Source organism: Gottfriedia acidiceleris (genome assembly GCF_004138285.1).
GTDB lineage: Bacteria > Bacillota > Bacilli > Bacillales > Bacillaceae_G > Gottfriedia > Gottfriedia acidiceleris_A.
Genome location: NZ_SCFN01000009.1, coordinates 1 through 24782, shown reverse-complemented (window position 1 = coordinate 24782; position 24782 = coordinate 1). Strand labels below are relative to the sequence as shown.

Here is a 24782-nt window from a genome sequence, read left to right as displayed (position 1 = left end):
CATTTTAAAAAACTTTGTATCCTTTAAAACAAAATCGAGCTGCAATAGCAACTCTAATAGGATCTAATTAACATTTTTTATATTTTCTTTTTAATCAAAACAAGTTTCTTTTATAGGATTTTGATAATACTCAAACATTAATTCAATTTGAGAAGCAGTATTTCGATTGAGTGAAAGGTCTGGTAAGTGGTCTTTATCAAAGAAATCAATATCACTTGTTTCTGTTCCAGTTGATGGATTACCACCAACAATTTCACATTGTATAAATAATTTGTAGTAGTGATATGAATGAGGTGGATGGTCATGCTTTGTCATGTCTAAAACTGCAAGTAGTTTCTTCACTTCAACTTTATAGCCTGATTCTTCAAAAATTTCTTTTACTACATTTTCTGAAGCTGATAATCCAACATCACAAAAACCACCTGGTAAAGACCATTTTTTTTCTAGCTTTTCTTTTACTAATAAAATTTTTCCATTTTTAAAAACGACACCTCTAACATCAAGCTTTGGTGTGGGATACCCCCGTTCATTGCGAAACAATCCCTCGATTTCTTCAATTTGTAATTCTGAATAATGATTTAAAATATCAGCACTTATGTGTCTTAGTTCTTCATACCTTTCTTTATCAAAAACATCTTTCGTAAAGGTCAATCCTGCTTGAGAAATTGCTTGGATTCTCTGCGCCCATTCTAGCCATTTTATACTCATAGGAATCCACATCCCTTTTCTACTATTAGGTATTCTTACAAACATTTTTATATACTTTGTCCTAACGTTAGTTTACGCATAATTCTTTTCGTTGACTTACTAAATGCCTATATAAAAAAAAGAAAGCTCTAACACCTTAGGGCTTTCTTCTATAATTAAATAATCGAATCTTCCATTGTTAAGACAACGGGACAATGATCACTTCCCATAATGTGGGAGTGAATTTCTGAATTTAATAGCTCATTTTGAAGTCTATTTGAAATAATAAAATAATCAATACGCCATCCAATATTTCGTTCACGAACTTTTGCCATATAAGACCACCAACTATATGAACCTTCTTTAGTCGGATTTAAAAATCGAAAGCTGTCAGTAAAGCCACTTTCTAATAATGCTGTCATTTTACCTCGTTCGTCTTCCGTAAAGCCAGAATTCGTACGATTTGATTTTGGATTTGCCAAATCGATTTCATTATGTGCGACATTTAAGTCCCCACATAAAATGACAGGTTTTTGTTCATCGAGCTTATTTAAGTAGTTTTTAAAATCATCTTCCCATTTTAATCTTACTGGTAATCTGGCTAAATCTCGCTGAGAATTAGGCGTATAAACATTTACCATATAAAATTTCTCGAATTCTAAGGTTAATACCCTTCCTTCTTGATCTTCTTCTTTACCGTTAAATCCAAAACTTACATTTAATGGTTTATGTTTCGTAAAAATTGCAGTACCTGAATAACCCTTTCTTACTGCAGAATGCCAAAACTGATAATAACCGTCTAATTCCAGAGTTATTTGATCTTCTTGGCACTTCGTTTCTTGTATACAAAATAGATCCGCTTTTTGTTCATTAAAATAATCTAAAAATCCCTTTTGTACACATGCTCTTATTCCATTTACATTCCAAGATATTAATTTCATACTTTCTTCTCCAATTTACGTTTAGGTTTCGGTTTTACTAATGATGAACGATAATCAAACTGATGAATTTGCCCATGGTAAATTGAAGTTTTCTCATATAGTTCTTCAAATGATGAGATTTCATATTCTTTCGTTAAATGAAGAAATATTTTCGCACAGCTTTCCGCATCCGCTAATGCATGGTGATGATGTTCTAATAAAATACCGAATTGACTTGCTAAAGTATCTAATGAATAACGAGATTGTTTCGGCAATACCTTCTTAGCAAGCTGCAGTGAACATAGTAAATTATTTAATGCTGAAGGTACCCCATATCTTGATAAATTATCTTTTAATGCATAACCATCAAATGATAGATTATGTGCTACTAATGTTTTCCCCTCAATTTTATCTTTAATAGTTTCATAAAATTCTGGGAAAAGAGGTGCGTCTTGAACATCTCTTGGCCTAATTCCATGCACAGAAATATTCATCGAATAAAATTCTTCTTCAGGATTAATTAGTGAGTAGACTTGGTCAACAATTACTCCTTCTTCAACAAATACAAAACCGGCAGCACAAATGCTATGTCGATTATAATTTGCCGTTTCAAAATCGAACGCTACAAATGATTTCATATTATATAACTTCCTCTATTTAAATGATAAGTATATTATAAGCTTTTTTATAAAAAGATGCATTTTTATAATAACGAAAAAATTTCACATTTTCGCCATAATTTATTGTACAATAATAAGATTAATAGTCTATTAGTTAGTAAGAATCAAAGGATGTTGAAAATGAATTTTGTAAAATTGATTGTTCAAATAAGCTTTCTTTACTTATTATTTTTTATTGGAAATATAATTCAGCAGCAATTTCATCTGATTATTCCGGGAAGTATTATTGGTATGTTGTTATTATTTTGTTTACTATTTATTCCATTTTTTAAGGGAAATTGGATTCGAAATGGTAGTAATTTTTTAAGTAAGCACTTAACGCTTTTGTTTATTCCAGCTACTGTAGGAATAATGAATTATTCTTCAATTTTAAATTTTCACGGCTTAATTTCTATTATAATAGTATTAGTTAGTACAGCAGTTGTATTTAGTATTACTGCAAGCATTAGTTCGTATCTTACTTCGAGAGCCCATAAGAAACAAACAAATGATTTATTAATTGGGAGGGATACGAATGAAGGACATTAAAAGTTTGCTATTTATCCTCTTAACGATTTTGTGTTATATTCTTGCAAAAAAATTGCACGCTAAATTCACTTATTCGTTAATGATTCCGATTGTTACCTCTACTACAGTTATTATCATCATTCTTGTAAATCTTCATATTACCTATGAATCCTATATGCTTGGAGGAAAATGGATTAATTTACTTTTAGGTCCTGCTGTTGTTTCCTTTGCCTACCCATTATACGAGCATCGGGCAACATTAAAGAAACATTGTATTTCAATATTAGTTAGTGTAATTGCTGGAACAATTGTCGGTCTACTTTCAGGTGTATACTTATCTTTATGGCTCGGATTAAAAAAAATCATCCTGCTTTCTTTGGCAGCAAAATCAGTTACAACCCCTTTAGCTATGGGGATCACTTCAATGATAGGTGGTATTCCGTCTTTAACTGTTGTATATGTAATGATTGCCGGTATCTCAGGATCAATGTTTGGTCCTGCAATTCTATCAAAACTTAAAATAGACCACCCTGTAGCAATTGGCGCTTCTTATGGAATTTCATCACATGGAGTAGGTACAGCAAAAGCAGCAGAATATGGCAAAATTGAACAAGCAATAAGTTCAATAGCAATGACGCTTAGTGCGATATTTGCCTCTATTCTTATCCCATTTTTCATAAAATTAATATTAAAATAAAACTTCCCACAAGGTATTTATTTTCCTTGTGGGATATTTTTTGATTTTCACAGATCAGTATTTTTCATTACATAAAAAGGTGTCTCAAAAGTACAATGACCTAGGAGACTCCCAATTTAATATTTTTTTATTTTACCAAGGTCTTCCCCAACCCCATGGACGATAAAATCCCCAAGGTCTTCCCCATCCCCATGGACGATAAAATCCCCAAGGTCTTCCCCATCCCCATGGACGGCCCCAACCCCAAGGTCTCCCCCATCCCCATGGGCCAAATGCCGCTGCACCAAATAAAAACGGAAAGAAAAATGGGAAAAATCTTTCATCCTCTTGTTGCGGTACTCCGGAATATTGATAATATGGCTGCTCAATTTGCTGACGATAATCATACATTATAAATCACCTCCATACTATTTAATGTACGGAGATTAGCTCATTTAGGAGCAAGGTCATGTATATAGGCAAAAGTACAAAATTCTTAAGTGACGAGTACTGTCACTCTTTCCTACTTATCACTAGATCATTTTGTACATTTCATATTGTGCTATTTTTTCTTTCTTAAATTCTAGTTTATGCAAGAAACCTTCAAGGCTATTGTTATTTGGTATTGATGTAGAAAAAGATTTTAAATTTAGTTCAATAGCCACAGATTGTAATAAGGTAGTTGCTATTTTTCTATTACGATAAACTTTATCAATTATTAGGACGCTTATTCTACCATTTTCATTAACTGCTAAAGCACCAACATTTTCATCATTAACTTTAGCTAGAAAGTAACTAAAATTAGGTAGTCTTTCTAAGTAATCAATGTCATTTTGCCAGTTTATATGATAGTCCCATTTCGAAATTGTTTCTTTGAAAGTACTAAATTCAACTTTATTTATTTCTGTACTAGATTCTAATGGTATTTTTTGTAAACTAGTTAAATCTGATTTAGAAAAATAAGAAAGATCATAAATCTTTTCATATCCAAGTTTCTTATAAAAATTAATTGCTCGATCATTTCCAACAATTACTTCTAGGAATAGTTGTTTACATCCGTTTTTCTCACCTTCTTCTTTGTGCAGTTCAAATAATTTTTGACTAACACCTAAGCCCCTATAATCTGGACTAATAGCCAAAGTTCCACATCGCATTGTTTTAATCGATTCATACATTTTAATACCGCCTAAAATCACACCTACCGCTTCATTTTCATAAATTGCTACGAAAGAGTGCTCAGGTTTGTTACCTTCTGGACCAAAAAACAAATTTACAAACTGCTCCTTAGAATAATTGAATTTAATTATATAATCTGAAAAACCTATTGAGAATGCTTGATAAGCTAATTCAACGTCTACTTCGCTACATCTGAAATAATTTATTTTTTCTAGCTCCATAAAATCACGTCCTTTTTTATTTTGAAATGATGAACTCATTTTCATTTTGTTTAATTTGATCATAGTTAAAAATAATTTTTTTCTTAAATAGTAAGTAACTGGTTACACATAAAATCATAATGATTAGACTCCCATGAAACAACCAAACAAGATGTGGCATTGATAAGAATGATAATAATGGTGATGCAGCTACAAAACCAATCGTAAAACCAACCCTATTTAACAAATTTGCGACTCCGAAGATTCTACCTCTTATAGAATTATCGTTTTTTTGAATCATTGTTGAAAAATAAGTACCTGCAGCATTATCAAAAAAGCCTGTAAAAAATGCGAAAAAGAATACTACCCATAAAATTTGATTCGATAAAAATAAAATGAAGCCGATTGATGTTAAAACTGAAGTTCCGTAATATAAAAATAGATAATGCTGTTTTAACAAAGAGACCTTAGGAATTAACCAAGTCGAAAGGATTCCTCCAATCCCCCAAGTTCCCCAAATTAGCCCTTGATAAAATGTTGCATGTTCTGTGCTAATTTTTTCTGCTAATATTGGCACCCCAACATTATGAGAGCTTGCTGAGAATGTTTGAAATAGAAATACAATGAATACAAATACTAAAAGAGGTTTGATTAGCACATAAGTTTTTACTTCTTTCAAATCATTAATTAATTGTTTCCATTGATTGTTTACACCTTTTTTAACCGTATTTTCCCATTTATAAAAGATTAGGACAAATGCGGATAAGAAATAGGAAAGAGCATCTATTCCAATGATTACACGATAATCTACAACGGTTGATAAGAATGCTGAACCTAAAAATCCAATAACCATACTAATTGCAGCAAGGCGCGAAATAAAAGCATTTATTTTTAATATATTTTCTTCACCAAATATTTGAGGTAAATCCGCACTAAAGCTGACTGAAAAAAAGCTTCCTAATGCGCCAATGATAAATGCTACAATCGCAAACATTAAAGGTGAAGGAAAAATACATAAAAGTAGTATACTCAATCCTCTAGTAATATCGCTGAATATCATTAGCTTTCTTCGATTATATCGATCCGCAATTACACCGGAAAATAAACTTGTTAAAATCCCTCCACAAACACGAAGTGCTAAAACCGCAGCGAGCCATGAGGTACTTTTCGTCATCGAGTAGATCACTGCATTCATTACAACCAATTCCATCATACTACCTATATCCGAGAACGCCTTTGTATATAAAAAATAGACTTTCTTTCCCATTATAATCCCTTCATTCTACCAAAATTAAAAAACTTCACGCTTATTAATACATAGATAAACAAATAATTCTAATTTGGACTGAATTCATTGTTATTCCTCCTCTCCAATCAAAACTGACTATTAAGTTTATTTTATTCTATGAATAGTGTATGTTGTTTGCTTTATTTTTAACATAAAAAATTTTCTGAATTTAATATTTAGGTAGGAAAGTATTCACCTTCTCTACCCAAAATTTTAATTTTGAATGACTATATAAGACATAATCATTTCTTCTGCAGCTTTAAATTGTGCTTTGTAAATTTCATCTTCTTCTACAACTGAATAATGTAAACATATGCCATCGATATTAGCCCAAAACAAACTAGATATAATATCAGGATCGATTGTTTTCTTAAATTCACCAGATGCTATTCCTTGTTTAATAATTTCACTTAAAAATAAACGGTATTGATCTTTGTATCTTTCAATCATAATGGCTTGTAGATTTTCATGCCTAGCTGAATTAATCCAAAACTCCATATGCACTCTAATCATATTACGCCATTTTTCTGTTAAGGAAATTTCACTATACATTTGAAATAACTCTTTTAGCTTATCTTTTGATGAACTAATATTTTGAAATCGTTGATTAATTTTTTCAAATGTTTGGACTGTTCTTTCTTGCATTAAAGTTAAATAAAGCTCTTCCTTACTTTTAAAATAATTATAAATTAGCCCTTTACTCGTTTTAGAATATGCAACAATATCATCCATTGTTGTTGTATGATATCCTTTTTCTCCAAAACATTTTAAAGCACTTTCAAGAAGGCTCTCTCTTTTGCGTTCTTTGTAATCATCTGAGACTTTTGGCATTGAACACATTCCTTTACATATTAAATATATTTAAACTGACTGTTTAGTTTAGTTTATCAACTAAATAATGGAATTTCAATAAAATATTCAAAATAATCACACGATTATTTTCTAAATTCATAAAAAAAGTGACTAAAAGTCGTTAAACTTATCTAGTCACTTTGTAAAGTCAAAATTAGTTTTGTTCAAGTTTTGCTTGAACAGAAGCTAACTTACCTTCCATTGTACTTTTCTTGTCTCGACGATCATCAATTCGAATAGTCGTTGCAACTCTTGAAATTCCATTTTCAAATGGTACCTCATGCATTTCTTGTACAACTTTTAATAATAACGGTAATTCGCCTTCAATAATTGTATTCATTGGTGTAAGTTGGAATTTTACTTCGCCATTATACTTTTCTAAAACTTTATGTATATTTGCTACATACGCACTCACGCTAGGTGTTTCAGTGCCAATTGGTACGATTGAAACGTCAATAATTGCCATCTTTTGTATTCTCCTTTTTTATCAATTTGTTACTTGTATATCCTAACATGTTTGTAATAATAAAGAAAACTCGACGATTGGCGAGCTTCAAGGCGAAGACAGAGGCGTAGTTGCACTTATACTTAATTCCTAAAATTTGAAACTACGTCGAGTCACCTTCATAGCTGCAAATTTATAATTTCTTAATGTGAAATGAAAAAATTTTAATAGCATTTATCGATGTTGGAACCTTCGACTAATATAAAGACAGAAATGTTTTTCTACACATTTTTTAAAATTAATAACCCTTTTCAATCTTCACTACATTTCTTAACTTCTCGTTATTTTCTAATGATGAAAGTGTATTGACAAAACATTTTACACCATCATTTGGTAAAGTAACAGCCGAAATATGTGGTGTTATTTTTACGTTAGGCATTTGCCATAATTCTGAATCGGCTGGGAGTGGTTCAACAGCAAAAACATCTAAAATAGCTTTTCTAATATACCCATTATTCAAAGCTTCCTTTAAAGAGTCCTCACACACAGTTGCTCCTCTACCAACATTTATAAAACCTACATTATTTAAATGTTTAAATGTACTCATATCCATTATATTTTTAGTTTCATCCGTAGACGGAAGAACACTAATAATCCAATCTGCATGATCTAAAATTGTAGATGCTTCTTGAAACGGAACTATTTTTTCAAAATATGGTTTTTGATTACCACTCATAGAAACTCCATATACTTTCATTCCTAAGCTTGATAGAACCTTTCCAATGTAACCTCCAATTTCACCTGTACCATAAATGACAACTTTTTGGTCTTCTAAAGATTTTGGGATATGAAACTCCCACTTATTTTCATTCTGTAAATTTGAAAATTGTTCATGTAATTGTGAATCTTGGAGTATGTAACTTAAACAATACTGACTCATTTTAGGACCAAAAACATCAATCGTTCGCGTTAAAAGTACGTCATTTTTCCATTTAATTTTCATAAAACTATCTACGCCCGCTGCTAATGAATGGACCCACTTTATGTTTCCAAATTCAAAATTTGGTGTTGGACGAAAACCAACATATGTATCAGCCCACTCATAATCCTCTTTTGTTACTTCATCTTCAGGTAAAAAACGAAACTCTTTTGATAGATTATGTGATTCAATTATATCTTTAAGCTTATGATGAATTCGGCTAGTTACTAAAATTCTTTGAATTTCCATTGATCTACACTCCCTTTCATTTCCTAAATAAATTTTAGCATAATATTTCGAAAAGAATGAAAAGAAAACACTTTTAAATCTGCAATAAAAAGATAGTAGGACTTTATGTACCTACTATCTTTCTATTATCTTTCTTATAATATTTTACTTAAGAAACTTTTCGTGCGCTCGTGATTTGGGAAATCAAATATTTGCACTGGACTGTTTTCTTCAACTATATAGCCTTGATCCATAAAGATTACGCGATCCCCAACTTCACGAGCAAAGCCCATTTCGTGTGTAACAATGACCATTGTCATTCCTTCTTTAGCTAGTTGCTTCATTACCTCTAAAACTTCTCCTACCATCTCGGGATCTAGAGCGGATGTAGGTTCGTCGAATAACATAATTTTTGGTTCCATTGCAAGTGCTCTTGCAATCGCAACACGTTGTTTTTGTCCACCAGATAGTGAGTCAGGATATACATTGGCTTTATCTGAAAGCCCGACTTTTTTTAATAGTTCAAGTGCTTTTGTTTTTGCAAAATCATTTGGTCGATTTCTTACTTTTTTAGGTGCTAGAGTAATATTTTCTAAAACTGTTAAATGTGGAAATAGATTAAAATGTTGGAATACCATGCCTACTTCAGTACGAATTTTATTTATATTTGTTTTTTTATCTGTAAGATCGACGTCTTCTATAAAAACTTTACCAGCTGTTATTGTTTCTAACATATTTAAACATCGAAGAAAGGTTGACTTCCCAGAACCAGAAGGACCGATTACAACACATACTTCACGTGGTTGAATTGTAATGTTGATATCTTTTAATACTTCCAGCGAACCAAATGATTTTTTTAATTTTTCTACTTTAATCATCCCGTAGTCAACCTTCTTTCAATGCGATTTAATACAAAGCTTAATGTTAATGTTAGGACTAAATAGATTACTGCAGCAGAAATATACGGCTCCCACACTTTATAATATTGCCCCTGCATTGCTCTACTCCAATACATAAGTTCAGGTGCAGCAATAATAGCTGCAATTGAAGATTCCTTAATTAAGACAATAAATTCATTTCCAAGTGGAGGAATCATACGTTTTACAGCTTGAGGTAAAATAACATGTTTCATAGCTTGTACATGCGTCATTCCTAAGGAACGAGAAGCCTCCATTTGCCCCTTATCAATTGATTGAATTCCAGCACGAAAGATTTCAGCAATATATGCTGCTGCATTTAATGATAGTGCAATGATTGCGGCCGCTATTGCGTTTGTCTCTCCAATAAAATACGGAACTACCCCAAAGTGAATTAATAAGATTTGTACAAATAACGGTGTTCCTCTAAAGAAATTGATATACCAAACAAAAGGTAGTGCTAACCATTTATTTGATTGCATTTTACCTAATCCAACAAATAATCCGATTATTGTACCTAAGAATATTCCTGCTAAAGATAAGCCAATTGTTAATCCAGTTCCTTTAAGGAAAAACGGTATGTATTCTTTTACAATTCCAAAATCAAATCCCATTTCTTTTCCCCCATTTAGATAAAATTGCGTAACACAAATGCCTGTTACGCAATTTTTAATTTCCTATTTATTTTCTTCTGCTTTTAATGTCTCAAGATCTGGCTCTGATCCAAAATGTTCTTTATAAATTTTTTCGTAAGTACCATTGTTTACTACTTCTTTAATTGCTTTATCAAGTTTACCTTTTAATTTACTTCCATCTTGAAGTAATAGGCCATAGTATTCAGGTTCAAAGCTATTTTTATCATCAATAACAACTAGCTTTTTATCTGGATTATTTTTTGCATACGCTTCAAGAACACCATTATCCGCAACTACTGCATCAGCTCCACCACTAAGAAGTTCTAAGATTGCTAAATTGTTATTCTCGAATTTTTTAAGATTTTTATTGTTTTTACCAAACATTTTTTCAACAGCTTCTTGTCCTGTTGTACCATTTTGCACTGCTACAACTTTCCCCTTCAAATCTGCGGCTGATTTAATACTACTACCTTCTGGAACTAGAATTTTATTTATAGAAAGAAAATAAGGTGTTGTAAAATCATATGTTTTCTCACGATCTGCATTGATCGAAATTGAAGACATACCAATATCAGCAGTTTTGCCACCAATTTCAGCAAATAATGGGTCCCATCCAGTATTTACAATTTTGATTTTCACACCAGCTTCTTTCGCAACTGCATTTGTAAAATCAACATCGAATCCGACTATTTTACCGTTATCAAGATATTCAAATGGTGCATAGGCAGCATCAGTTACAACTCTTAATGGTTTGTCTGCTGTTCCGCTTGTTTTCGCATCCTTTCCACAACCAGATAAAATTAGAGCTGTCGTCACAGCAAAAGCAAACGATAGTTTTTTAACCTTTTTCATTTCAATACCCCCAATTATTTTAATTATGTAAAAAAAATTTCTGATTAGATTAAATATATAGAAAATTTAATATATTTAGATTTTTAATTATTATATCTATTCTTGTTTAAATATGCAATACTATGTCAATTATTGCTAAATCCTTCCATTAAACAGTTTGATTGAAATAGAATTTTAAATTACTAATGTATTTATAGTTAAATATATTCAAAGAGTTGAAATATAAAACGGTCATTAGACAAACCGTATAGTAAGTGATCATTGGTAGTTGAAATCAACCTCCCCCTTCCCCTTTTATGAAAATTTGGTTATTAATTAACTGAAGTGTTTTTCAGGGAGCTTGATTGCATTTATAGATAAATATATTTCATTCAAAAAAATTCTAGTCGAAATCTTTTTAATAAAAATAAAAAACCGGAAACATTCGCTTAGTTTCCGGCACTCTTACATCTTTATTTAATTAAAATTGATATCTCCGAATATCCCTTGTTCGTTTTATGAACTTCAATTACTGCAGGCATTGCATCCTTTACATCTTGCACATGAGAAATTACTCCAATTAAGCGGCCAGATTTTTGAAGCTGAATAAGTGTATCAATTGCTTTTGATAATAATTCATCATCTAGCGATCCAAATCCCTCATCTATAAACAACGTATCAATTGATACGCCACCTTTATGTGCTTGAATAATATCTGCCATTCCTAGTGCTAAACAAAGTGATGCATTAAACTGTTCTCCACCAGATAATGTTTTTACATCCCTAGCAAGACCCGTATAGGAATCATAAACTTCCAATCCTAAACCACTTTGTTTCCTTCCCTTTTCAACTGCATCTTTTCGTTGCAATTGAAATTGGCCATTTGATAAATGGTCAAGTCGGATATTTGCCGATTCAATAATTTGTTCAAAATAATCCAATAAGACATATCGCTCAAACGAAATCATTTTATCATTATCGCCTTTTGTAACTTTGTATAAATCCGTTAAACCTGCTAATTTTTGTTCAGTTTTTACAAAATCCTCTTGATAGATTTGTAGATCAATTTTCAATTGACTTAATCGCTTATTTAATTCTTGAATACGAATCATCTCGTTAACGATAGCATCTAAATGCTGAGTAATTTCTTGTACTTTCATTTTAAGTTCACTTACATCAATTTTTTCCATCGATTGAACTTGTTTTTCAAGCAACTCTTTTTCAGTACTTAGTCTTTGAAGATTCTCATCGAACATTGATAAATCATTTCGATATTGATCAATCATTCGAATATAATCAATTGCACTTATAAACTCAGATTCTCCGCTAAATTCGTACTCAGATAATTTTTCATGATAAAGAATCGTTGTTGTTCGAATCTCTTCATTTAAATTTAAAACTTCATTCTCAAGATGAGTACGAGTAGTCTCTTTAACCGTCTTCTGTTCAGTTAGGAGTCTATAATCTTCTTCAATTTTTGAAATTTTAGCTTTTAATATGGCTATATTTTTTTCAATTTCATTTTTTTCTAATTGCCATTTCTCAAGAGTTCTTAATGATTCAGGTAATTTTGATTCAATTTGTACGATTTGAATTTTTAATTCATTTAGTTCATTCGTAAACTTATTCATTGCCTCAGTCTTCTCGGTAACTTTTAAAGTTAAGTCCCTAATTAATTGTTCTTTTGTTTTTATTAAATTATTAATCTTTTCGAAAACAACTTTTTTCTCAGTCAGATTATTTAAGTTTGATTCATTCTCATTAAATTCATTAGCAAGAGCTTTAAGACCTTCATTTGTAAAATCAAATTGACCATGCTCTTCAAAAAATGATTGTTCATCGATTTTTAATGAGTTTTCTTTACTTTTAATTTCTCCCTGAATTGTTGCAAGTTCAGTCTGAAATTGAGTTACTTGCATTTTCAATTTTTCTGCTTCTTCTTCATTGACTGTCCCATTAAATTTAGCAAGTGATGGGTGATGGGTACTTCCACAAACTGGACATTCCTCTTGATCCTTTAAATCTTTCGCTAAAAAAGCGGCTTTTTGCTGATGCATTTCACTTTCAATTCTGTCCAATTCATTTTTAAATTTAATATGGTCTAAATTTTTTATTCGATATTCATTTAGTTTTTGCTCTAATTCTTTTTTTGCAAAAAAGATTCGTTTAGCAAATCCACCTTTTAATGAGATTTCCTTGTTTAATAAGGAGAGCTTTGCCCATTCATCATGAATACCTTCTAAGTCATTTAGTTGCTGTTTTAATTGATTTAATTCTTCATTCTCTTTCTTTAAACCATCTTGTAAAGTCTTTTCTTCATCTTCGTATAATAGAATCTGTTTCGACTTATTATGAAACGCTACTTTATGATTTTGAAACTGATCTACATCTTCTTTTAAAGCTAATAAATTACTCAATTGACTTTCTAAGCTACCTAATTTTTTTTGCTCTTCAGGTAATGTAGCTACATCCGCAGAGATTTTTTCAATTTTAATGAGCGTTTCTTTTAAACTCTCTTTTTCGAATATTAATTTATCGTTCGTTACTTGAAGTGAATTTTTTAGTTTCTCAAGTTCAGTTTTTATAGGTAATACTTTTTCAGCATTCGTGGCTAATTTTATTTTTGCTTTTTTATTTTCTATTTCTAACTCTTGGCTCTTTAACATTGTTAATAATTCAATTACTTCATTTAATCGATCAATATTTTTATTATGGGCTTCTGCTGAAAATAGCTTTTGTTGACTAACTTCTAATTGTGATTTTTGTATTTTCTCATTTTCTTCAAGTCTTTTTAAATCATCAATTATACTTAAAATATGTTCAGTCAAAATCTCATTAACAATATGAAGATTAATTTGAGAATCGTCGGAAATTTGAATTCCTTTTTCGCTTAACAATTTTTCAATCACTTCTAATTTAATAACGATTTTCTGCTTTAAATTAGTAAATTTACTTTCCATGTTTTTTCTAGCTAAATTCAGAGTTTCAGTTACTTTTTCAAATAGTTCAGTTCTGAAAATTTTTCGCAAAATTTCTTCCTTTTCTTTAGTATCCGAAACTAATAATTTTCTAAATTCACCTTGGGGAAGTAATACGATTTGTTTAAATTGATCTGCATTAATCCCTAATAATTCTTCTACTTTTTTATTGACGATTGAAGTTTTGTTAAATTCCTGACAATAAGGTACTTTTTGCTCATTCTCAATTTTATAAAACTCGATTTTATCGCCTGTAATACCTTTATTTTGTTTCTTTTGATGACCTTTTTGTCTAAAAATATTATAATGGTTTCCTTTTAATTCAAATGTCAATTCAACACTAGTATATAGATCATCATCAGCAAAATGACTTCGAAGCAATGTTTGGTCATTCCTATTTTCACCGCTCGCTTCTCCAAAAAGAGCAAAACAAATTCCATCAAATATTGTTGTTTTACCTGCACCAGTTGGACCAGTTATTGCAAATAATCCTTTTTCGTTTAGTCGACTAAAGTCAACATGTACCTTATCCTTGTATGGTCCAAATGCATGAAGTACTACTTTTAATGGCTTCAAATCTATTCCTCCCTTACAAAGATTTCATGAATAATCTCTTTCATATATTGTTCATCTTCAATTTTCAAATCTTCATTTTTCATTTCTTTATAAAATGATTGGAACAACTCAAGTTGATTTTTTGATTGTTTTTCCACTAAACTCAGTTGATTTGTTTTATCTGTTTGTAATGTGGTTCGCTTTCGACTAACATGCATTGCATTTGGATAAACTGTTCTGATTTGCTCCATCGGATGTACTACCATATGCTCATCTGTTAATTTAACAAATACATAATCATGATTTACAGAATGCTGTCTGATTTCCTCAATCGTTCCTTCTATCGATCTTAAATCTCGATTTGGATGAAAATCTTTCTTAACTACTGATAGCTCACCGTTAGCTTTTAATTCAACAATTAAGCAACCTTTTTTATGGTTTTCTTCAGAAAGTGAGTATTTTAACGGTGATCCAGAATATCGAATTGATTGATTTCCTACAAAATGTGCCCGATGTAAATGTCCTAAGGCTGTATAGTTAAAATGTTTAAAATTATGGTGTGATACGTATTCAGCGCCACCAATAGAAAGTGTTCGTTCACCCTCAGTCTCTTCATCTGAAGGCTCACCATTATTCGTTACGAATGCATGTCCAACAAATACATTTCGTACTGATGGGTCTAATTCTTCATCTCGAATTTTATTTATAATTGCTTTCATAGCGTCATCATGTGAATGAATATCATCGTTTTGTAAGATATAGCGTACAATACTTGGTTCGGCATATGGAATTAAATAAAAATGAACTTCACCATCATCATCATTCAAAATAACTTTCTTAAATGGAGTTTGAAATTTCCCTACTAAATATAAGCCTTCTTTTTCCATAAAACGGCTACCAAATTCAATGCGTTCAGCACTATCATGATTTCCAGCAATCGCAAGAATCGGCGTATTACATTCAATTACAATTTTATGGAATACTTCATTTAATAGTTCAATCGCCTCAGTTGGAGATATACTTTTATCATATAAATCGCCTGCTATGACAACTGCATCTGGCTTTTCTTCTTTAATTATTGAAATGAATTCATCTAATATAAATCGTTGGTCTTCTGTCATATGTACACCATGTACAATTTTACCAAGGTGCCAATCTGCTGTATGAATAAACTTCATTAAATACACCTCATCATTTTATTTACTTTCATTGTTACTGATTTTTAGAACAGCTTTTCTATCTTATATTTTACATCAACATACGAACGTTTGTATGCTTTTTAATCACATTAATTCTAAAAATGCATTATTAAGTTAAAATAATTGAAATACTAATTAATATGATTCAAAATAAAACTATCAAAGCTTTAGGAGGCAATTATGGAAAGAATAGAAGATGTAAAAAAATATGAGGAAATCATTAAAAGTGAAAAGCCAATCGTGGTGAAGTTTTATGCAACTTGGTGTCCTGATTGTACACGTTTAGATGCTTTTATTGGCGACGTAATTGAAGAGCACCCATCATTTACTTGGTACACAATGGATCGCGATGAATTTCCAGAAATCGCTAGTGAACAACAAGTAATGGGAATTCCAAGTTTGCTTGTATTTAAAGATGGCGAAAAAATTGGACACTTACATAGCGCAAATGCAAAAACGCCAGAATCAGTTGAAGAATTTTTATCAACATTTGAATAATATAAACTTAGTTAAATCTTGATAAGACTGGGATTATCCCTAAAATCTAAATAAAATAAATTAACCACAAGGTAATCCTTGTGGTTTTTCGCATGCTTTACCAAGCTCTTTATCAATTTTTTGTACATATCTTTTTTTCCTGGTTTAATTCTCTTTAACATTTATAGGCAATTTGGACTTGATTTATATCATATACATCTCATGAGGTGATTTATTGTGCTTAATTTCGTTGAAGACGTTGTTCGCTTTCCAGAAGCACTAACCGGTGGAAGAACGGTTTCTCCATTATTTAGAACTTATCCTTTTAAAGTGTTACATGCAAGTAGTGTTTTAAACGGAATCGATTATGGTTTTTCTGATCAAGAAGGTATGTTTTTTAGAACAACGATTGATACAAGTACTAAAATCATTTCCCCCTATGAAGTAGTTGTTAATATAACTTACGGCTTTCGCTCTCGAGAATTCGATAAACGTACTGATGCTACAATCAAATATCCATTATTTTTATATCAAGTGTATTGGCCATAAAATTCCTTAGAAACAAATATTACTCAAAAAGAAACACCTATATCATTTCGATTATAGGTGTACTTTTTTAATTAAAGCTGTTTTCTTTCATGTAAATTAATAAATACATTTTTACAAATACTGTACCATGCATATCCTACTAACCATCCAGCAATAATATCTGAGAAATGATGTACATGTAGGTAAATTCTGCTCATTGATATTAAAAATATCATTAAAAGCGCGATAAATTGAATCATTTTTTTGTGTTTCATCATTGCAGGTTGAATGACAATTAAAATAAAGCCTAATGTTAGAAAGAAGGATGTTGCCATAACTGCATGACCACTTGGGAAACTAAATCCACTTTCCACATAGTACATTGAACTTGGTCGTGGTCTTTCATATAGATCTTTTAAAAAAGAAACAACCACTCTAGCTGTCAATAATGTAATAAGTAACGATATACCAGTCCAAATACGCTTACGTATAATTGAATAAATTAAAACTATGACTGCAAATGTTAAATACATTTTTGAAGAACCAAAATCTCTTAAAAAATAACAAAATGAATCTAGTGCATCTGTTCGAATGAATTCAAAGAATTTAAACGCTGAATTGTCCAAACTCCGAATCATTTTCGAATCATAAATAAGTCCTAAAATAACAAATAGAAAAATAGAAGTAAAAATTAGTATCCAATTATTTTTTTTCATATAAACCTCCAATATAAGTTCCAGTTAATGCATCTTAATTGCTTGTACTTTGGATACACAAAAGAAAAACGACGAGATCTCCCGTCGCCACTTTCATGACTATTCTTCTTCCTCATCAATTTCATCAATCATACATTTTTCCAGTAAGTACTCGAAAGTAATATCCGCTAGTTCTTCAATTTCCTCTTCCTCAGGAACATATCCTCGCTGAATGAGCTGTTGATAGAAAAATTCTGCTATTTCTTCCGTATCAATAACTACCTCAATTTCTTTCACTAGCATCACCCCTTACTAGTTAATATGTGAAAAATGAGAAAATATGAAAAAAACCTTACCAAGCACAAAAAAATATTAATATGTAACCTTTTGCATAATACAACATTGACAAGCATATATTCAATTAAAACATGTTAAAGGAGCGAGATTCCAATGATAAAAATGGACAAGCTAGCTAATTTAAAAGAAATTATGGTTAATGATGAACTGTTTGAAGAAACTGTTGAAAAACTGACGACAATTGCATTTTTTATTTTAATAGGGATAGGCATACCTTTTATGATTCATATAATTCTACAATTATTGTAGAATATCCTCTCTCTCAATTTGTTTTCTTCTCTGAGAATTTATTTAAATTTTTAAGCACTAGATCCATCACAATTTTATATTCTTCGTCTTGGAAGATTGAATATAAAACAGCGTAATCATTATATATATCTAATAATCCGTCAATTATTTCTTGTTTTGTTGTTTTATTTCTGTTTTTATTAAAATCATTCATTGAGCGAAGTTTTTCTAAGTCTAATTTTGTAATGCCATTTTTATCATTTCTTAGTTTTTTTAGAATTGCATTTGCAGTTTGAGCTGATGCAATTAGTGTTAAATCTGTTTCATCGGCTTCTAACCATTCTCCATCAGTAATACGTGCTAGTTCGTAAATTGTATCTTCCCACGCGTCATTTTTATATCGCCAAACCTCAGTCCGGTACCCCACAATTCGAAAAATTTCTTTTTCATAACCATTTACTTGAACAAGATCCCCGAAAGAAAATGAATAATTTACTTCTATCCATTCTTTTTCAAGTTTTTTCCCATCATATTCGTTGAGAAGCTGAAGAGTATTCTCAACATAAAGTCCGTCATGATTATTGACTTCATAAACAAAAACGCCGTCCATCAGTTTAATATTTATTAACTTTCTATTTTTATTGGCTAATGAGACAAAAATACCACTCAAGTTAAGTGAGTGGCTTATCAGATGTCTTTATTTTTATATCCTCATTTTTTATTTTTATAGTTAATTTTAGTAATGCTTCTGCAGCAAGTTTTGCATTTAACGTTCCAATTTCTTCATATTTAAACTTATCCATGAAGAAACACCCCTCTATAGACTATTCATAGGTCTAGTCTATAGTTCATAGAGGTATGTATTGTAATCGATAAAATTGCCTATAAGAAAAATTAAATAAGGCATAAAAAAACAACTCTTCTGATTTGAAAGAGTTGTTCTTTAGTGCGAAGAAAAAGGGCAAAATTTACCTATTTACAACAGGTTTAAACATTTTAAAGCTATCCTCAATACGATGGTTAAAGTTCGTATGTGCTGCTCTTAAAATTTCTAAGTAATGTTCATTTAATGATGACCAAACTCGATCGCTTTCCTTCAAACTCTCTATGTAGAATTTTCCAGTTTGTTCATATTGCTCTTCTACTCTTTCAATTAACTCAACTGAGGCTTTGAACGGAGTAGTTAATAACTCACCAAATTTATTTACCGTTTCTTCAAATAGTTTAACACTTGATTGAACTTCTGAAGTTTCATCTGACTTTGCAATTTTAATTCTTGATTTATTTGCTTTTATCTGATTATTAAAGTACTTTATTTCTCCAAATAAACCATTTACTGCATTACGATATTCCTCATTAAATTTCCTTGTTTCGTTTAACACTTTAATAAACGAATTTAACCTTTGTTCTCTACTGTCTCTTAAGTGTGTCAAACTACTTTCATATTGATCCCAGAGTGTATTAAAAAAAGGATCCATAAAATAATTTTCTACTTTCTCATCTTCAATTTTTTGAACTTCCACCTTTGGTTTTGAAGCTTTCTGTGTCGTCAAACTTCTTCCTCCTCTTTGTGTTTCGAATTTTTCTCTATTTTATCCTCTCTTTGTAATGGAGGAATGTAGAGCTCAAGAAAACTAGTGTACATTTTGAAAAATTGATCAAGCATTGATTGATAAAGTTCGAGTTGTCTTGCGTTCCCTGTTAAGTATGCCTTCCCAGCTTCTGTAATTGAATAACAGCGCTTAGCAGGTCCGCTTCCTTTCGTATCCCATTCCGATTGTACAAGATTTTCTTTTTCTAGTTGTCTTAATAATCGATATAAATTTCCTTGGTCAATCGTTTGAAAACCGAATGCGTGGAGCTTTTGAATTAGATCATATCCATGTAGTGTCATCCGACTAAGAAGTAGAAGAATAAAAGGCATAATAAAATTTTTTGAAGGAGTAATATTTTTATCTTTATCATTGTTCATTGGTAACACCTCTATATAAAATATATAGGTGTATTTTACACATATATGAATATAGCGTCAATACAGTAAATATAATTTATTATAAATTTTCAAAAAACTTCAAACATAGCGTTTATTCGTTAAATATTTTAGTGAAAAAAGTTACAAAGGAGTGATAAAATTGTACGTTATTAAGACTGAAAGTATCAAACTGTATTATGATCGGTTAGGTACTGGAGAACCACTCGTATTAATTCATGGTCTTGGTGAAGTTAAAGAAAGCTGGTTTAAACAATATGAACTAGCGAATGAATTCGATTTAATTATTCCTGATTTGCGTGGCCATGGAGAAAATGATTTAACTGAAGGAATATCAATTAAGAATTTCGCAAAAGATGTACTTGATTTAATGGATGAGTTAGGAATTGAAAGCGCTCATATTTTAGGCTTATCTATGGGTGGGGCTGTTGCACAAGAGATGTACCGGCAAGCACCTGAAAGATGTCGCTCTTTAATCCTAGTTAGTACATTTCATTTTGCTCCAAGATTACTAGGATTATGGTTTCTTCAATATAAAGAGCTTCGTTCAAAAATTTTCACACCACAACAGTTAAAAGAGATGACAGCAAGAGCGTGCCTTTTTTCATGGGAAGAAGAGTCATTACAACAATTTAAACAATATTATCGCCCAAATCCAGAAGGATATGACAGGTCAATGAGAGCCTGTTTTAACGTTGATAATAGAGAATTGTTACCAAATATAAATGTACCAACTCTTATTATTGGTGGTCAGTATGATCCGATTACGCCAGTATGGCTCCAATTAGTAATGCATAAAAGTATTCCAAATTCAAAATTAGTTATTTTCAAAAATACTGGCCATGTAACCAAAATGGAAGCTGCAGAAAAATTTAATCAAACCATTCGCTCATTTTTAAATAAACAAGAACCCGTTAAGATTTAAAATTAATTTCTAACAAACTAGATCAACCTGATTCAGCTTTCTTTTAGCTGATAAGTTTTTTATAACTACCTAAAAAATGACCTTTATAAACGTATTGCATCTAATTGTACTATTCTAAAAAAAGCCTCCATATAGTTTAACAAAAACGGGAGGGTACTAATATGTACGAAAATTGGCTGGATACATTATCATCTAATGATTTATTTCTGACCTTTCTATCAATATTAATTGGTGCGATCGGTGGTTATGCCAATATATTATTAGCGAATGAGGGCTACATTAGAAGCTATCGGTTTAAAGATTCTGATGGTAGAGAAAGATATTCACTAGGTTCTAAGCGAGAAATAATTCTTGGAGCTATGGCAGGTTGTATATCATACCTTATTGCTGTTCTGACGACAAATGATCAAACTCCTGTATCAATTATCATTTATGCTTTTATTTGTGGAGTTAGCGGCGGTGCTTATTTAGAAAAATTGGTTGATAAAAACGTTAATGACAAAATCATTGATTTTAGTTCAACACTTGAAGAAATGGAGAAAGAGAAAAATGAGAACAAAAAGACAAGTGCCCCCTCGAATAACAAAGGAAATATGCATCAAACAGATACGGGTGTTGTCGATGGAATAGAACAAAATAATGAAGATGACAGCACTGATGATGGAACCAAAGAAGAAGTTGATTTTCATTACAATATTTTAATGAAAAGGTTGAAAAATGCAAGAAGTAGTAAGGAAGCTGAAAAATATTTTAATGAATTAGTTAAATTGATCAATAACAAGTAAATCTTTAAAATTTCATTACAAAAAAGTTCAGTTCTATCTTTTCGAAGATGGTAAACTGAACTTTTTATTTTAATTTTAAGATTCTCAAAAAGTAATGACTTTAATGTGGCTGTTTAATGTGAGATTTCTAGTGGGAATAGCTTCATAGAATGATAATTGATGCATTAGATCCATTCTATTTTAATAGAGACAATTTCCTTACTTCGAGTAGTATCATGACTTGAATCCATATTACTACTAAACCATATTTTATTAATAAATGATTTTAAAAATTGATTACATATTTCAGGATCGATTCCTTCTAATTCGTCTAGCGTTTCAATTATCTTCTCTATTTTTTGACTATCATCGTTTTTGTTTCTTAAATTTTCTATTTGAGTCTGATAGAGTTCAATTTGCTCATTCATTTGATTCATTTGGGCGATTAGTTCATTTTTTAATTCTTCATATTCCATTTTAGTAATCTCTTCATCCATTCTCATTTCTCTAACGTTATTTTGTCGTTTTTTAATTTTATCCTTTTGTTTGATTAATGAGACAAGTTCAGTCGTTAATCTTTGTTCGAGTTCGATTGTTTTCTGAGAATCTAGCATTTTTAACCCGTTCTCTAGCTCTAATTTTTTTTCTTTAACGCTCTTTAAAACAAATTCTTCGACTAATTGATATTTATAGCCCCGATCTTTACATTGATTGTTTGATATTTTATATGAACATGATTTTATAAAATCAATATTTGAACTATCCTTTTGAATATATCGCTTCCGCCCACAGCAATTACAGTATATTAAATTTTGTAACCTACGAATTGTTTTTCGGTTTTGGAAATAAACATTTTTATTATTTTCTAATATGTTTTGGACGGCGAAAAATTGCTCCTTTGTTATGATTGCCTCATGCGCATTTTCAATAAAAACTTCATCAATAATTTTATTATGAATACGTCTTCTAGCCTGTATGACTCCATAATATACAGGATTCGTACGTATTTGGCTAATATGTGATGTAGTAAGTATTTTACCTTGCCTACTCCTCCAATTTAACCTATTTAATTGCCGTGCTATTTCATTTACGGAAACTCGTTCTAACGATTTATCAAATATTAGTCGAATGATCTTCGCTTCGTCTTCAATGATTTCTAATTTTTTTTCCGAGTTTTTACGATATCCAAGTGGGGTCTTATTACTCATTACCCATTTTCCTTGCTCCGCTGCTGCTAATCTACCTCTTGATAATCGCTTCTTTATCTGCTTATATTCAAAATTAGCCAATACTGCTTGGAATGAAAATAACATTTCATTCGTTTCCTGGGATAAATCTATTTTACCTTGTGGGGTTAATATTTTAATATCATTTAAGATTAATACTTGCTTGATTTGTTCTGCATGTGCATTATCACGTGAAAGACGATCTATATCCATAATAATTAAATAATCAAATTCATGTATTTTCTTAAGCAATAAATTTAATTGTTCACGCTCTGTATTTACACCACTCGAAATTTCCTGATAAATGATATATTTTAAATTATGTTGATTGGCAAGCTTGATCAAAGCATTTTTATGATTAAGTAAAACTTCTTCCACCTCTTTTTGTTCTTCGTTTCTTGATAGCCTGAGATAAATAGCAGCTAACATAAAATCACCTTAGCATTATGCATTTTACACAAGCGATGAATTCCCAATAAAAATAGAAAGTTTATATTTGTTATCTTACCGACAGTACCATATAACGTTATCACGACAATATCATCTACGTTATATTTGGGTTGTTTTTTCTTCGTCATACTACTTACCTCCTTCTCCATTCGTCGTGACTAATTCGTTTTTACTGTATACTATGCAACCAATAGATAATTGTCTGTCATTTTCATAGTAAATAAAAAAAGGGATTAGCCTATTTTGTAGGTAAGAAATTAATAGCTAGTTTCAGAAATGGTAGGATCAATAAATAAAGGGGATATTATTGAATGAAGGTTTCAATAAAAAAAGATGTAACTTAGTTAACCTAAGTCACATCTTATTGATCTTCTAAATATAAGTTCCATGCTTCATCAAAAACGCTCATCGATTGATGGAAAGTTCCATCAAACTCTAAATACGAGCTAATTTCGTCATAGCTTGAAGAATGTTTTGGAAATGAGTGATCATTAAAAAGATGATCTGCCAATATTCCAATTTCATTAGGAATTTTATAGTTTCTATGCTTCATCATATAATGGTAAAATGACTTTCTCATGATTCTCCCTCAGTTTTATTATTTATTTTGTCTCTTTTTCTAAAAATATTGTTACTTTTTGAATATGCTTTATACAATAACAGAGTTATTTTATATTTTAAAAATACTCGTTCTATGACGAGAAGTCAAAATAATTTCTTTTTAATAATCTCGGCTGCTTCATTAATTCATCAAATGTGACTGAAACCGGAAGTAATTTTGTTGAAATGAGAAATAACTGATCTTCTATCGATTTGACCGTATCTTCTTTTTGATAGGTAAATTTACACTGTTCACAATGAAATGATGGTACTCCTGTAATTGTGATTGCTCGAGAACCATCCGGTAATTCCCAATGTACAACTGCTTTTGTTTCCTGTACATTCTCCTCACCGCACCAATCACATTTTAATGTATTATTCATCTTTCTTTACACTTCCATCCATTTTTTGAATTTGTGATTGAAACTTTTTCTCCTTTAGTTCATCCCTTTTTTCTCGTTTATTTTTTAATGAATTATGTGTTGGATCTGTTTGATATTGTTCTCTCTTTTTCATTCTTTCTAAATCTGAAGGAATAAGACTTTGAACCTGATCATTCATGATACTAGCAATACCAACCTTAGCTGCTTTATTTAAATAATCAGGGTAAACTAGTGAAAAATACTCTTCTGCTGTATCCTCTTTATAGTTTTCAGGCTCTGGATAAGATGTGATGACACCTTCAAAATTCCTCAGTACTGTTTTTTTACTACTTTGTGAGACGATATAGTTTGGTTGAAGTGAGATTTTACCTCCTCCGCCTGGTGCATCTACTACAAATGTAGGTAC

General features: G+C 30.8%; 30 protein-coding genes and 1 pseudogene. 7 read left to right on the top strand and 24 right to left on the bottom strand.

What is annotated here, in order from left to right; translation table 11 throughout:
- Window positions 1-90: 90 nt before the first annotated feature.
- From EP747_RS14965 to EP747_RS14955, 3 genes are all read right to left on the bottom strand, one after another.
- Window positions 91-708 (bottom strand): NUDIX hydrolase, encoded by a 618-nt coding sequence (locus EP747_RS14965; protein ID WP_129690935.1) that lies wholly within the window; start codon window positions 706-708, stop codon window positions 91-93.
- 155 nt (window positions 709-863) lie between these two features.
- Window positions 864-1628 carry an exodeoxyribonuclease III gene (locus EP747_RS14960; RefSeq protein WP_129690934.1) on the bottom strand — a complete coding sequence of 255 codons (765 nt, stop codon included), beginning with the start codon at window positions 1626-1628 and terminating at the stop codon, window positions 864-866.
- The gene (locus EP747_RS14955) at window positions 1625-2245 is read right to left on the bottom strand and encodes a 3'-5' exonuclease (protein WP_129690933.1); all 621 of its coding nucleotides are present in this window, start codon (window positions 2243-2245) and stop codon (window positions 1625-1627) included. Before EP747_RS14955 ends, EP747_RS14960 begins: the two co-directional genes overlap by 4 nt.
- A 162-nt stretch (window positions 2246-2407) precedes the next feature.
- Between EP747_RS14955 and EP747_RS14950 the strand changes: the two genes are divergently transcribed.
- Complete coding sequence (locus EP747_RS14950; protein WP_165347074.1) at window positions 2408-2815, top strand: CidA/LrgA family protein; 408 nt, start codon at window positions 2408-2410, stop codon at window positions 2813-2815.
- Complete coding sequence (locus tag EP747_RS14945; RefSeq protein ID WP_235832890.1) at window positions 2802-3491, top strand: LrgB family protein; 690 nt, start codon at window positions 2802-2804, stop codon at window positions 3489-3491. The genes EP747_RS14950 and EP747_RS14945 overlap by 14 nt, the downstream gene beginning before the upstream one ends.
- Window positions 3492-3623: 132 nt before the next feature.
- Here EP747_RS14945 and EP747_RS14940 read toward each other — a convergent pair whose 3' ends face one another.
- From EP747_RS14940 to EP747_RS14890, 11 genes are all read right to left on the bottom strand, one after another.
- Window positions 3624-3881, bottom strand: coding sequence for a hypothetical protein (locus EP747_RS14940; RefSeq protein ID WP_129690931.1), 258 nt, complete (start codon window positions 3879-3881; stop codon window positions 3624-3626).
- Between the two features lie 122 nt (window positions 3882-4003).
- Window positions 4004-4867 (bottom strand): GNAT family N-acetyltransferase, encoded by an 864-nt coding sequence (locus EP747_RS14935; protein ID WP_129690930.1) that lies wholly within the window; start codon window positions 4865-4867, stop codon window positions 4004-4006.
- Window positions 4868-4883: 16 nt separating this feature from the next.
- Complete coding sequence (locus EP747_RS14930; protein ID WP_129690929.1) at window positions 4884-6113, bottom strand: MFS transporter; 1230 nt, start codon at window positions 6111-6113, stop codon at window positions 4884-4886.
- Window positions 6114-6347: 234 nt separating this feature from the next.
- A complete protein-coding gene (locus EP747_RS14925) occupies window positions 6348-6965 on the bottom strand; it encodes a TetR/AcrR family transcriptional regulator (protein ID WP_165347072.1) in 618 nt (205 codons plus the stop codon).
- Between the two features lie 175 nt (window positions 6966-7140).
- Complete coding sequence (locus EP747_RS14920; RefSeq protein ID WP_097978604.1) at window positions 7141-7452, bottom strand: MTH1187 family thiamine-binding protein; 312 nt, start codon at window positions 7450-7452, stop codon at window positions 7141-7143.
- Window positions 7453-7729: 277 nt separating this feature from the next.
- Entirely contained in the window at window positions 7730-8659 is a 930-nt protein-coding gene (locus tag EP747_RS14915) for a D-2-hydroxyacid dehydrogenase (RefSeq protein WP_129690927.1), read from the bottom strand.
- Between the two features lie 134 nt (window positions 8660-8793).
- Entirely contained in the window at window positions 8794-9516 is a 723-nt protein-coding gene (locus EP747_RS14910; RefSeq protein WP_129690926.1) for an amino acid ABC transporter ATP-binding protein, read from the bottom strand.
- Window positions 9513-10169 (bottom strand): amino acid ABC transporter permease, encoded by a 657-nt coding sequence (locus tag EP747_RS14905; protein WP_129690925.1) that lies wholly within the window; start codon window positions 10167-10169, stop codon window positions 9513-9515. The genes EP747_RS14910 and EP747_RS14905 overlap by 4 nt, the downstream gene beginning before the upstream one ends.
- A 63-nt stretch (window positions 10170-10232) precedes the next feature.
- Window positions 10233-11042 (bottom strand): basic amino acid ABC transporter substrate-binding protein, encoded by an 810-nt coding sequence (locus EP747_RS14900; protein ID WP_069032040.1) that lies wholly within the window; start codon window positions 11040-11042, stop codon window positions 10233-10235.
- 452 nt (window positions 11043-11494) lie between these two features.
- Window positions 11495-14575 (bottom strand): AAA family ATPase, encoded by a 3081-nt coding sequence (locus EP747_RS14895; protein ID WP_129690924.1) that lies wholly within the window; start codon window positions 14573-14575, stop codon window positions 11495-11497.
- 2 nt (window positions 14576-14577) lie between these two features.
- A complete protein-coding gene (locus tag EP747_RS14890) occupies window positions 14578-15732 on the bottom strand; it encodes an exonuclease SbcCD subunit D (protein ID WP_129690923.1) in 1155 nt (384 codons plus the stop codon).
- A gap of 201 nt (window positions 15733-15933) precedes the next feature.
- On the opposite strand from EP747_RS14890, the gene EP747_RS14885 reads away from it, so the two are divergent.
- On the top strand, window positions 15934-16251 hold the full coding sequence (locus tag EP747_RS14885) for a thioredoxin family protein (RefSeq protein ID WP_129690922.1): 318 nt from the start codon (window positions 15934-15936) through the stop codon (window positions 16249-16251).
- A 216-nt stretch (window positions 16252-16467) separates the two neighbouring features.
- The gene (locus EP747_RS14880; protein ID WP_129690921.1) at window positions 16468-16779 is read left to right on the top strand and encodes a hypothetical protein; all 312 of its coding nucleotides are present in this window, start codon (window positions 16468-16470) and stop codon (window positions 16777-16779) included.
- A gap of 71 nt (window positions 16780-16850) precedes the next feature.
- Here EP747_RS14880 and EP747_RS14875 read toward each other — a convergent pair whose 3' ends face one another.
- Both EP747_RS14875 and EP747_RS14870 read right to left on the bottom strand, forming a co-directional pair.
- On the bottom strand, window positions 16851-17474 hold the full coding sequence (locus tag EP747_RS14875; protein ID WP_129690920.1) for a phosphatase PAP2 family protein: 624 nt from the start codon (window positions 17472-17474) through the stop codon (window positions 16851-16853).
- 99 nt (window positions 17475-17573) lie between these two features.
- The gene (locus tag EP747_RS14870; protein ID WP_069032035.1) at window positions 17574-17750 is read right to left on the bottom strand and encodes a YozD family protein; all 177 of its coding nucleotides are present in this window, start codon (window positions 17748-17750) and stop codon (window positions 17574-17576) included.
- Window positions 17751-17903: 153 nt separating this feature from the next.
- On the opposite strand from EP747_RS14870, the gene EP747_RS24295 reads away from it, so the two are divergent.
- On the top strand, window positions 17904-18059 hold the full coding sequence (locus EP747_RS24295; protein ID WP_165347071.1) for a hypothetical protein: 156 nt from the start codon (window positions 17904-17906) through the stop codon (window positions 18057-18059).
- 13 nt (window positions 18060-18072) lie between these two features.
- On the opposite strand, the gene EP747_RS14865 is transcribed toward EP747_RS24295, so the two are convergent.
- From EP747_RS14865 to phaQ, 4 genes are all read right to left on the bottom strand, one after another.
- A complete protein-coding gene (locus tag EP747_RS14865; protein WP_069032034.1) occupies window positions 18073-18648 on the bottom strand; it encodes a hypothetical protein in 576 nt (191 codons plus the stop codon).
- 61 nt (window positions 18649-18709) lie between these two features.
- Window positions 18710-18841, bottom strand: coding sequence for a hypothetical protein (locus EP747_RS25115; protein ID WP_268895651.1), 132 nt, complete (start codon window positions 18839-18841; stop codon window positions 18710-18712).
- Window positions 18842-19006: 165 nt separating this feature from the next.
- Window positions 19007-19591 (bottom strand): hypothetical protein, encoded by a 585-nt coding sequence (locus tag EP747_RS14860; protein WP_129690919.1) that lies wholly within the window; start codon window positions 19589-19591, stop codon window positions 19007-19009.
- Window positions 19588-20010: a poly-beta-hydroxybutyrate-responsive repressor gene (gene phaQ, locus EP747_RS14855; protein WP_129690918.1), complete on the bottom strand. Its 423-nt coding sequence runs from the start codon at window positions 20008-20010 to the stop codon at window positions 19588-19590. Before phaQ ends, EP747_RS14860 begins: the two co-directional genes overlap by 4 nt.
- 160 nt (window positions 20011-20170) lie before the next feature.
- Between phaQ and EP747_RS14850 the strand changes: the two genes are divergently transcribed.
- On the top strand, window positions 20171-20953 hold the full coding sequence (locus EP747_RS14850) for an alpha/beta fold hydrolase (protein ID WP_129690917.1): 783 nt from the start codon (window positions 20171-20173) through the stop codon (window positions 20951-20953).
- Between the two features lie 161 nt (window positions 20954-21114).
- The gene (locus EP747_RS14845) at window positions 21115-21738 is read left to right on the top strand and encodes a hypothetical protein (RefSeq protein WP_129690916.1); all 624 of its coding nucleotides are present in this window, start codon (window positions 21115-21117) and stop codon (window positions 21736-21738) included.
- Window positions 21739-21902: 164 nt separating this feature from the next.
- Here the strand turns inward: EP747_RS14845 and EP747_RS14840 are convergent, their stop codons facing one another.
- From EP747_RS14840 to EP747_RS14825, 4 genes and pseudogenes are all read right to left on the bottom strand, one after another.
- Window positions 21903-23372: a recombinase family protein gene (locus EP747_RS14840; RefSeq protein ID WP_129690915.1), complete on the bottom strand. Its 1470-nt coding sequence runs from the start codon at window positions 23370-23372 to the stop codon at window positions 21903-21905.
- Between the two features lie 382 nt (window positions 23373-23754).
- Window positions 23755-23973: a YozE family protein gene (locus EP747_RS14835; RefSeq protein WP_025671848.1), complete on the bottom strand. Its 219-nt coding sequence runs from the start codon at window positions 23971-23973 to the stop codon at window positions 23755-23757.
- A gap of 112 nt (window positions 23974-24085) precedes the next feature.
- Complete coding sequence (locus tag EP747_RS14830; RefSeq protein WP_129690914.1) at window positions 24086-24376, bottom strand: YokU family protein; 291 nt, start codon at window positions 24374-24376, stop codon at window positions 24086-24088.
- Window positions 24369-24782, bottom strand: a pseudogene (locus EP747_RS14825) (lysine 2,3-aminomutase); the annotation flags it as partial. The pseudogene EP747_RS14825 and the gene EP747_RS14830, both read right to left, overlap by 8 nt.

What these genes read in the sequence shown, in the direction of transcription:
- EP747_RS14835 (WP_025671848.1), bottom strand. Translation starts at nt 23,973, where the DNA reads ATGAGAAAGTCATTTTACCATTATATGATGAAGCATAGAAACTATAAA.
- EP747_RS14950 (WP_165347074.1), top strand. Translation starts at nt 2,408, where the DNA reads ATGAATTTTGTAAAATTGATTGTTCAAATAAGCTTTCTTTACTTATTA.
- EP747_RS14840 (WP_129690915.1), bottom strand. Translation starts at nt 23,372, where the DNA reads ATGTTAGCTGCTATTTATCTCAGGCTATCAAGAAACGAAGAACAAAAA.
- EP747_RS14885 (WP_129690922.1), top strand. Translation starts at nt 15,934, where the DNA reads ATGGAAAGAATAGAAGATGTAAAAAAATATGAGGAAATCATTAAAAGT.
- EP747_RS14935 (WP_129690930.1), bottom strand. Translation starts at nt 4,867, where the DNA reads ATGGAGCTAGAAAAAATAAATTATTTCAGATGTAGCGAAGTAGACGTT.
- EP747_RS14920 (WP_097978604.1), bottom strand. Translation starts at nt 7,452, where the DNA reads ATGGCAATTATTGACGTTTCAATCGTACCAATTGGCACTGAAACACCT.
- EP747_RS14845 (WP_129690916.1), top strand. Translation starts at nt 21,115, where the DNA reads ATGTACGAAAATTGGCTGGATACATTATCATCTAATGATTTATTTCTG.
- EP747_RS14940 (WP_129690931.1), bottom strand. Translation starts at nt 3,881, where the DNA reads ATGTATGATTATCGTCAGCAAATTGAGCAGCCATATTATCAATATTCC.
- EP747_RS25115 (WP_268895651.1), bottom strand. Translation starts at nt 18,841, where the DNA reads ATGGATAAGTTTAAATATGAAGAAATTGGAACGTTAAATGCAAAACTT.
- EP747_RS14965 (WP_129690935.1), bottom strand. Translation starts at nt 708, where the DNA reads ATGAGTATAAAATGGCTAGAATGGGCGCAGAGAATCCAAGCAATTTCT.
- EP747_RS14905 (WP_129690925.1), bottom strand. Translation starts at nt 10,169, where the DNA reads ATGGGATTTGATTTTGGAATTGTAAAAGAATACATACCGTTTTTCCTT.
- EP747_RS14890 (WP_129690923.1), bottom strand. Translation starts at nt 15,732, where the DNA reads ATGAAGTTTATTCATACAGCAGATTGGCACCTTGGTAAAATTGTACAT.
- EP747_RS14900 (WP_069032040.1), bottom strand. Translation starts at nt 11,042, where the DNA reads ATGAAAAAGGTTAAAAAACTATCGTTTGCTTTTGCTGTGACGACAGCT.
- EP747_RS14875 (WP_129690920.1), bottom strand. Translation starts at nt 17,474, where the DNA reads ATGAAAAAAAATAATTGGATACTAATTTTTACTTCTATTTTTCTATTT.
- EP747_RS14955 (WP_129690933.1), bottom strand. Translation starts at nt 2,245, where the DNA reads ATGAAATCATTTGTAGCGTTCGATTTTGAAACGGCAAATTATAATCGA.
- EP747_RS14865 (WP_069032034.1), bottom strand. Translation starts at nt 18,648, where the DNA reads ATGGACGGCGTTTTTGTTTATGAAGTCAATAATCATGACGGACTTTAT.
- EP747_RS14910 (WP_129690926.1), bottom strand. Translation starts at nt 9,516, where the DNA reads ATGATTAAAGTAGAAAAATTAAAAAAATCATTTGGTTCGCTGGAAGTA.
- EP747_RS14830 (WP_129690914.1), bottom strand. Translation starts at nt 24,376, where the DNA reads ATGAATAATACATTAAAATGTGATTGGTGCGGTGAGGAGAATGTACAG.
- EP747_RS14930 (WP_129690929.1), bottom strand. Translation starts at nt 6,113, where the DNA reads ATGGGAAAGAAAGTCTATTTTTTATATACAAAGGCGTTCTCGGATATA.
- EP747_RS14960 (WP_129690934.1), bottom strand. Translation starts at nt 1,628, where the DNA reads ATGAAATTAATATCTTGGAATGTAAATGGAATAAGAGCATGTGTACAA.
- EP747_RS24295 (WP_165347071.1), top strand. Translation starts at nt 17,904, where the DNA reads ATGATAAAAATGGACAAGCTAGCTAATTTAAAAGAAATTATGGTTAAT.
- EP747_RS14925 (WP_165347072.1), bottom strand. Translation starts at nt 6,965, where the DNA reads ATGCCAAAAGTCTCAGATGATTACAAAGAACGCAAAAGAGAGAGCCTT.
- EP747_RS14915 (WP_129690927.1), bottom strand. Translation starts at nt 8,659, where the DNA reads ATGGAAATTCAAAGAATTTTAGTAACTAGCCGAATTCATCATAAGCTT.
- EP747_RS14945 (WP_235832890.1), top strand. Translation starts at nt 2,802, where the DNA reads ATGAAGGACATTAAAAGTTTGCTATTTATCCTCTTAACGATTTTGTGT.
- phaQ (WP_129690918.1), bottom strand. Translation starts at nt 20,010, where the DNA reads ATGAACAATGATAAAGATAAAAATATTACTCCTTCAAAAAATTTTATT.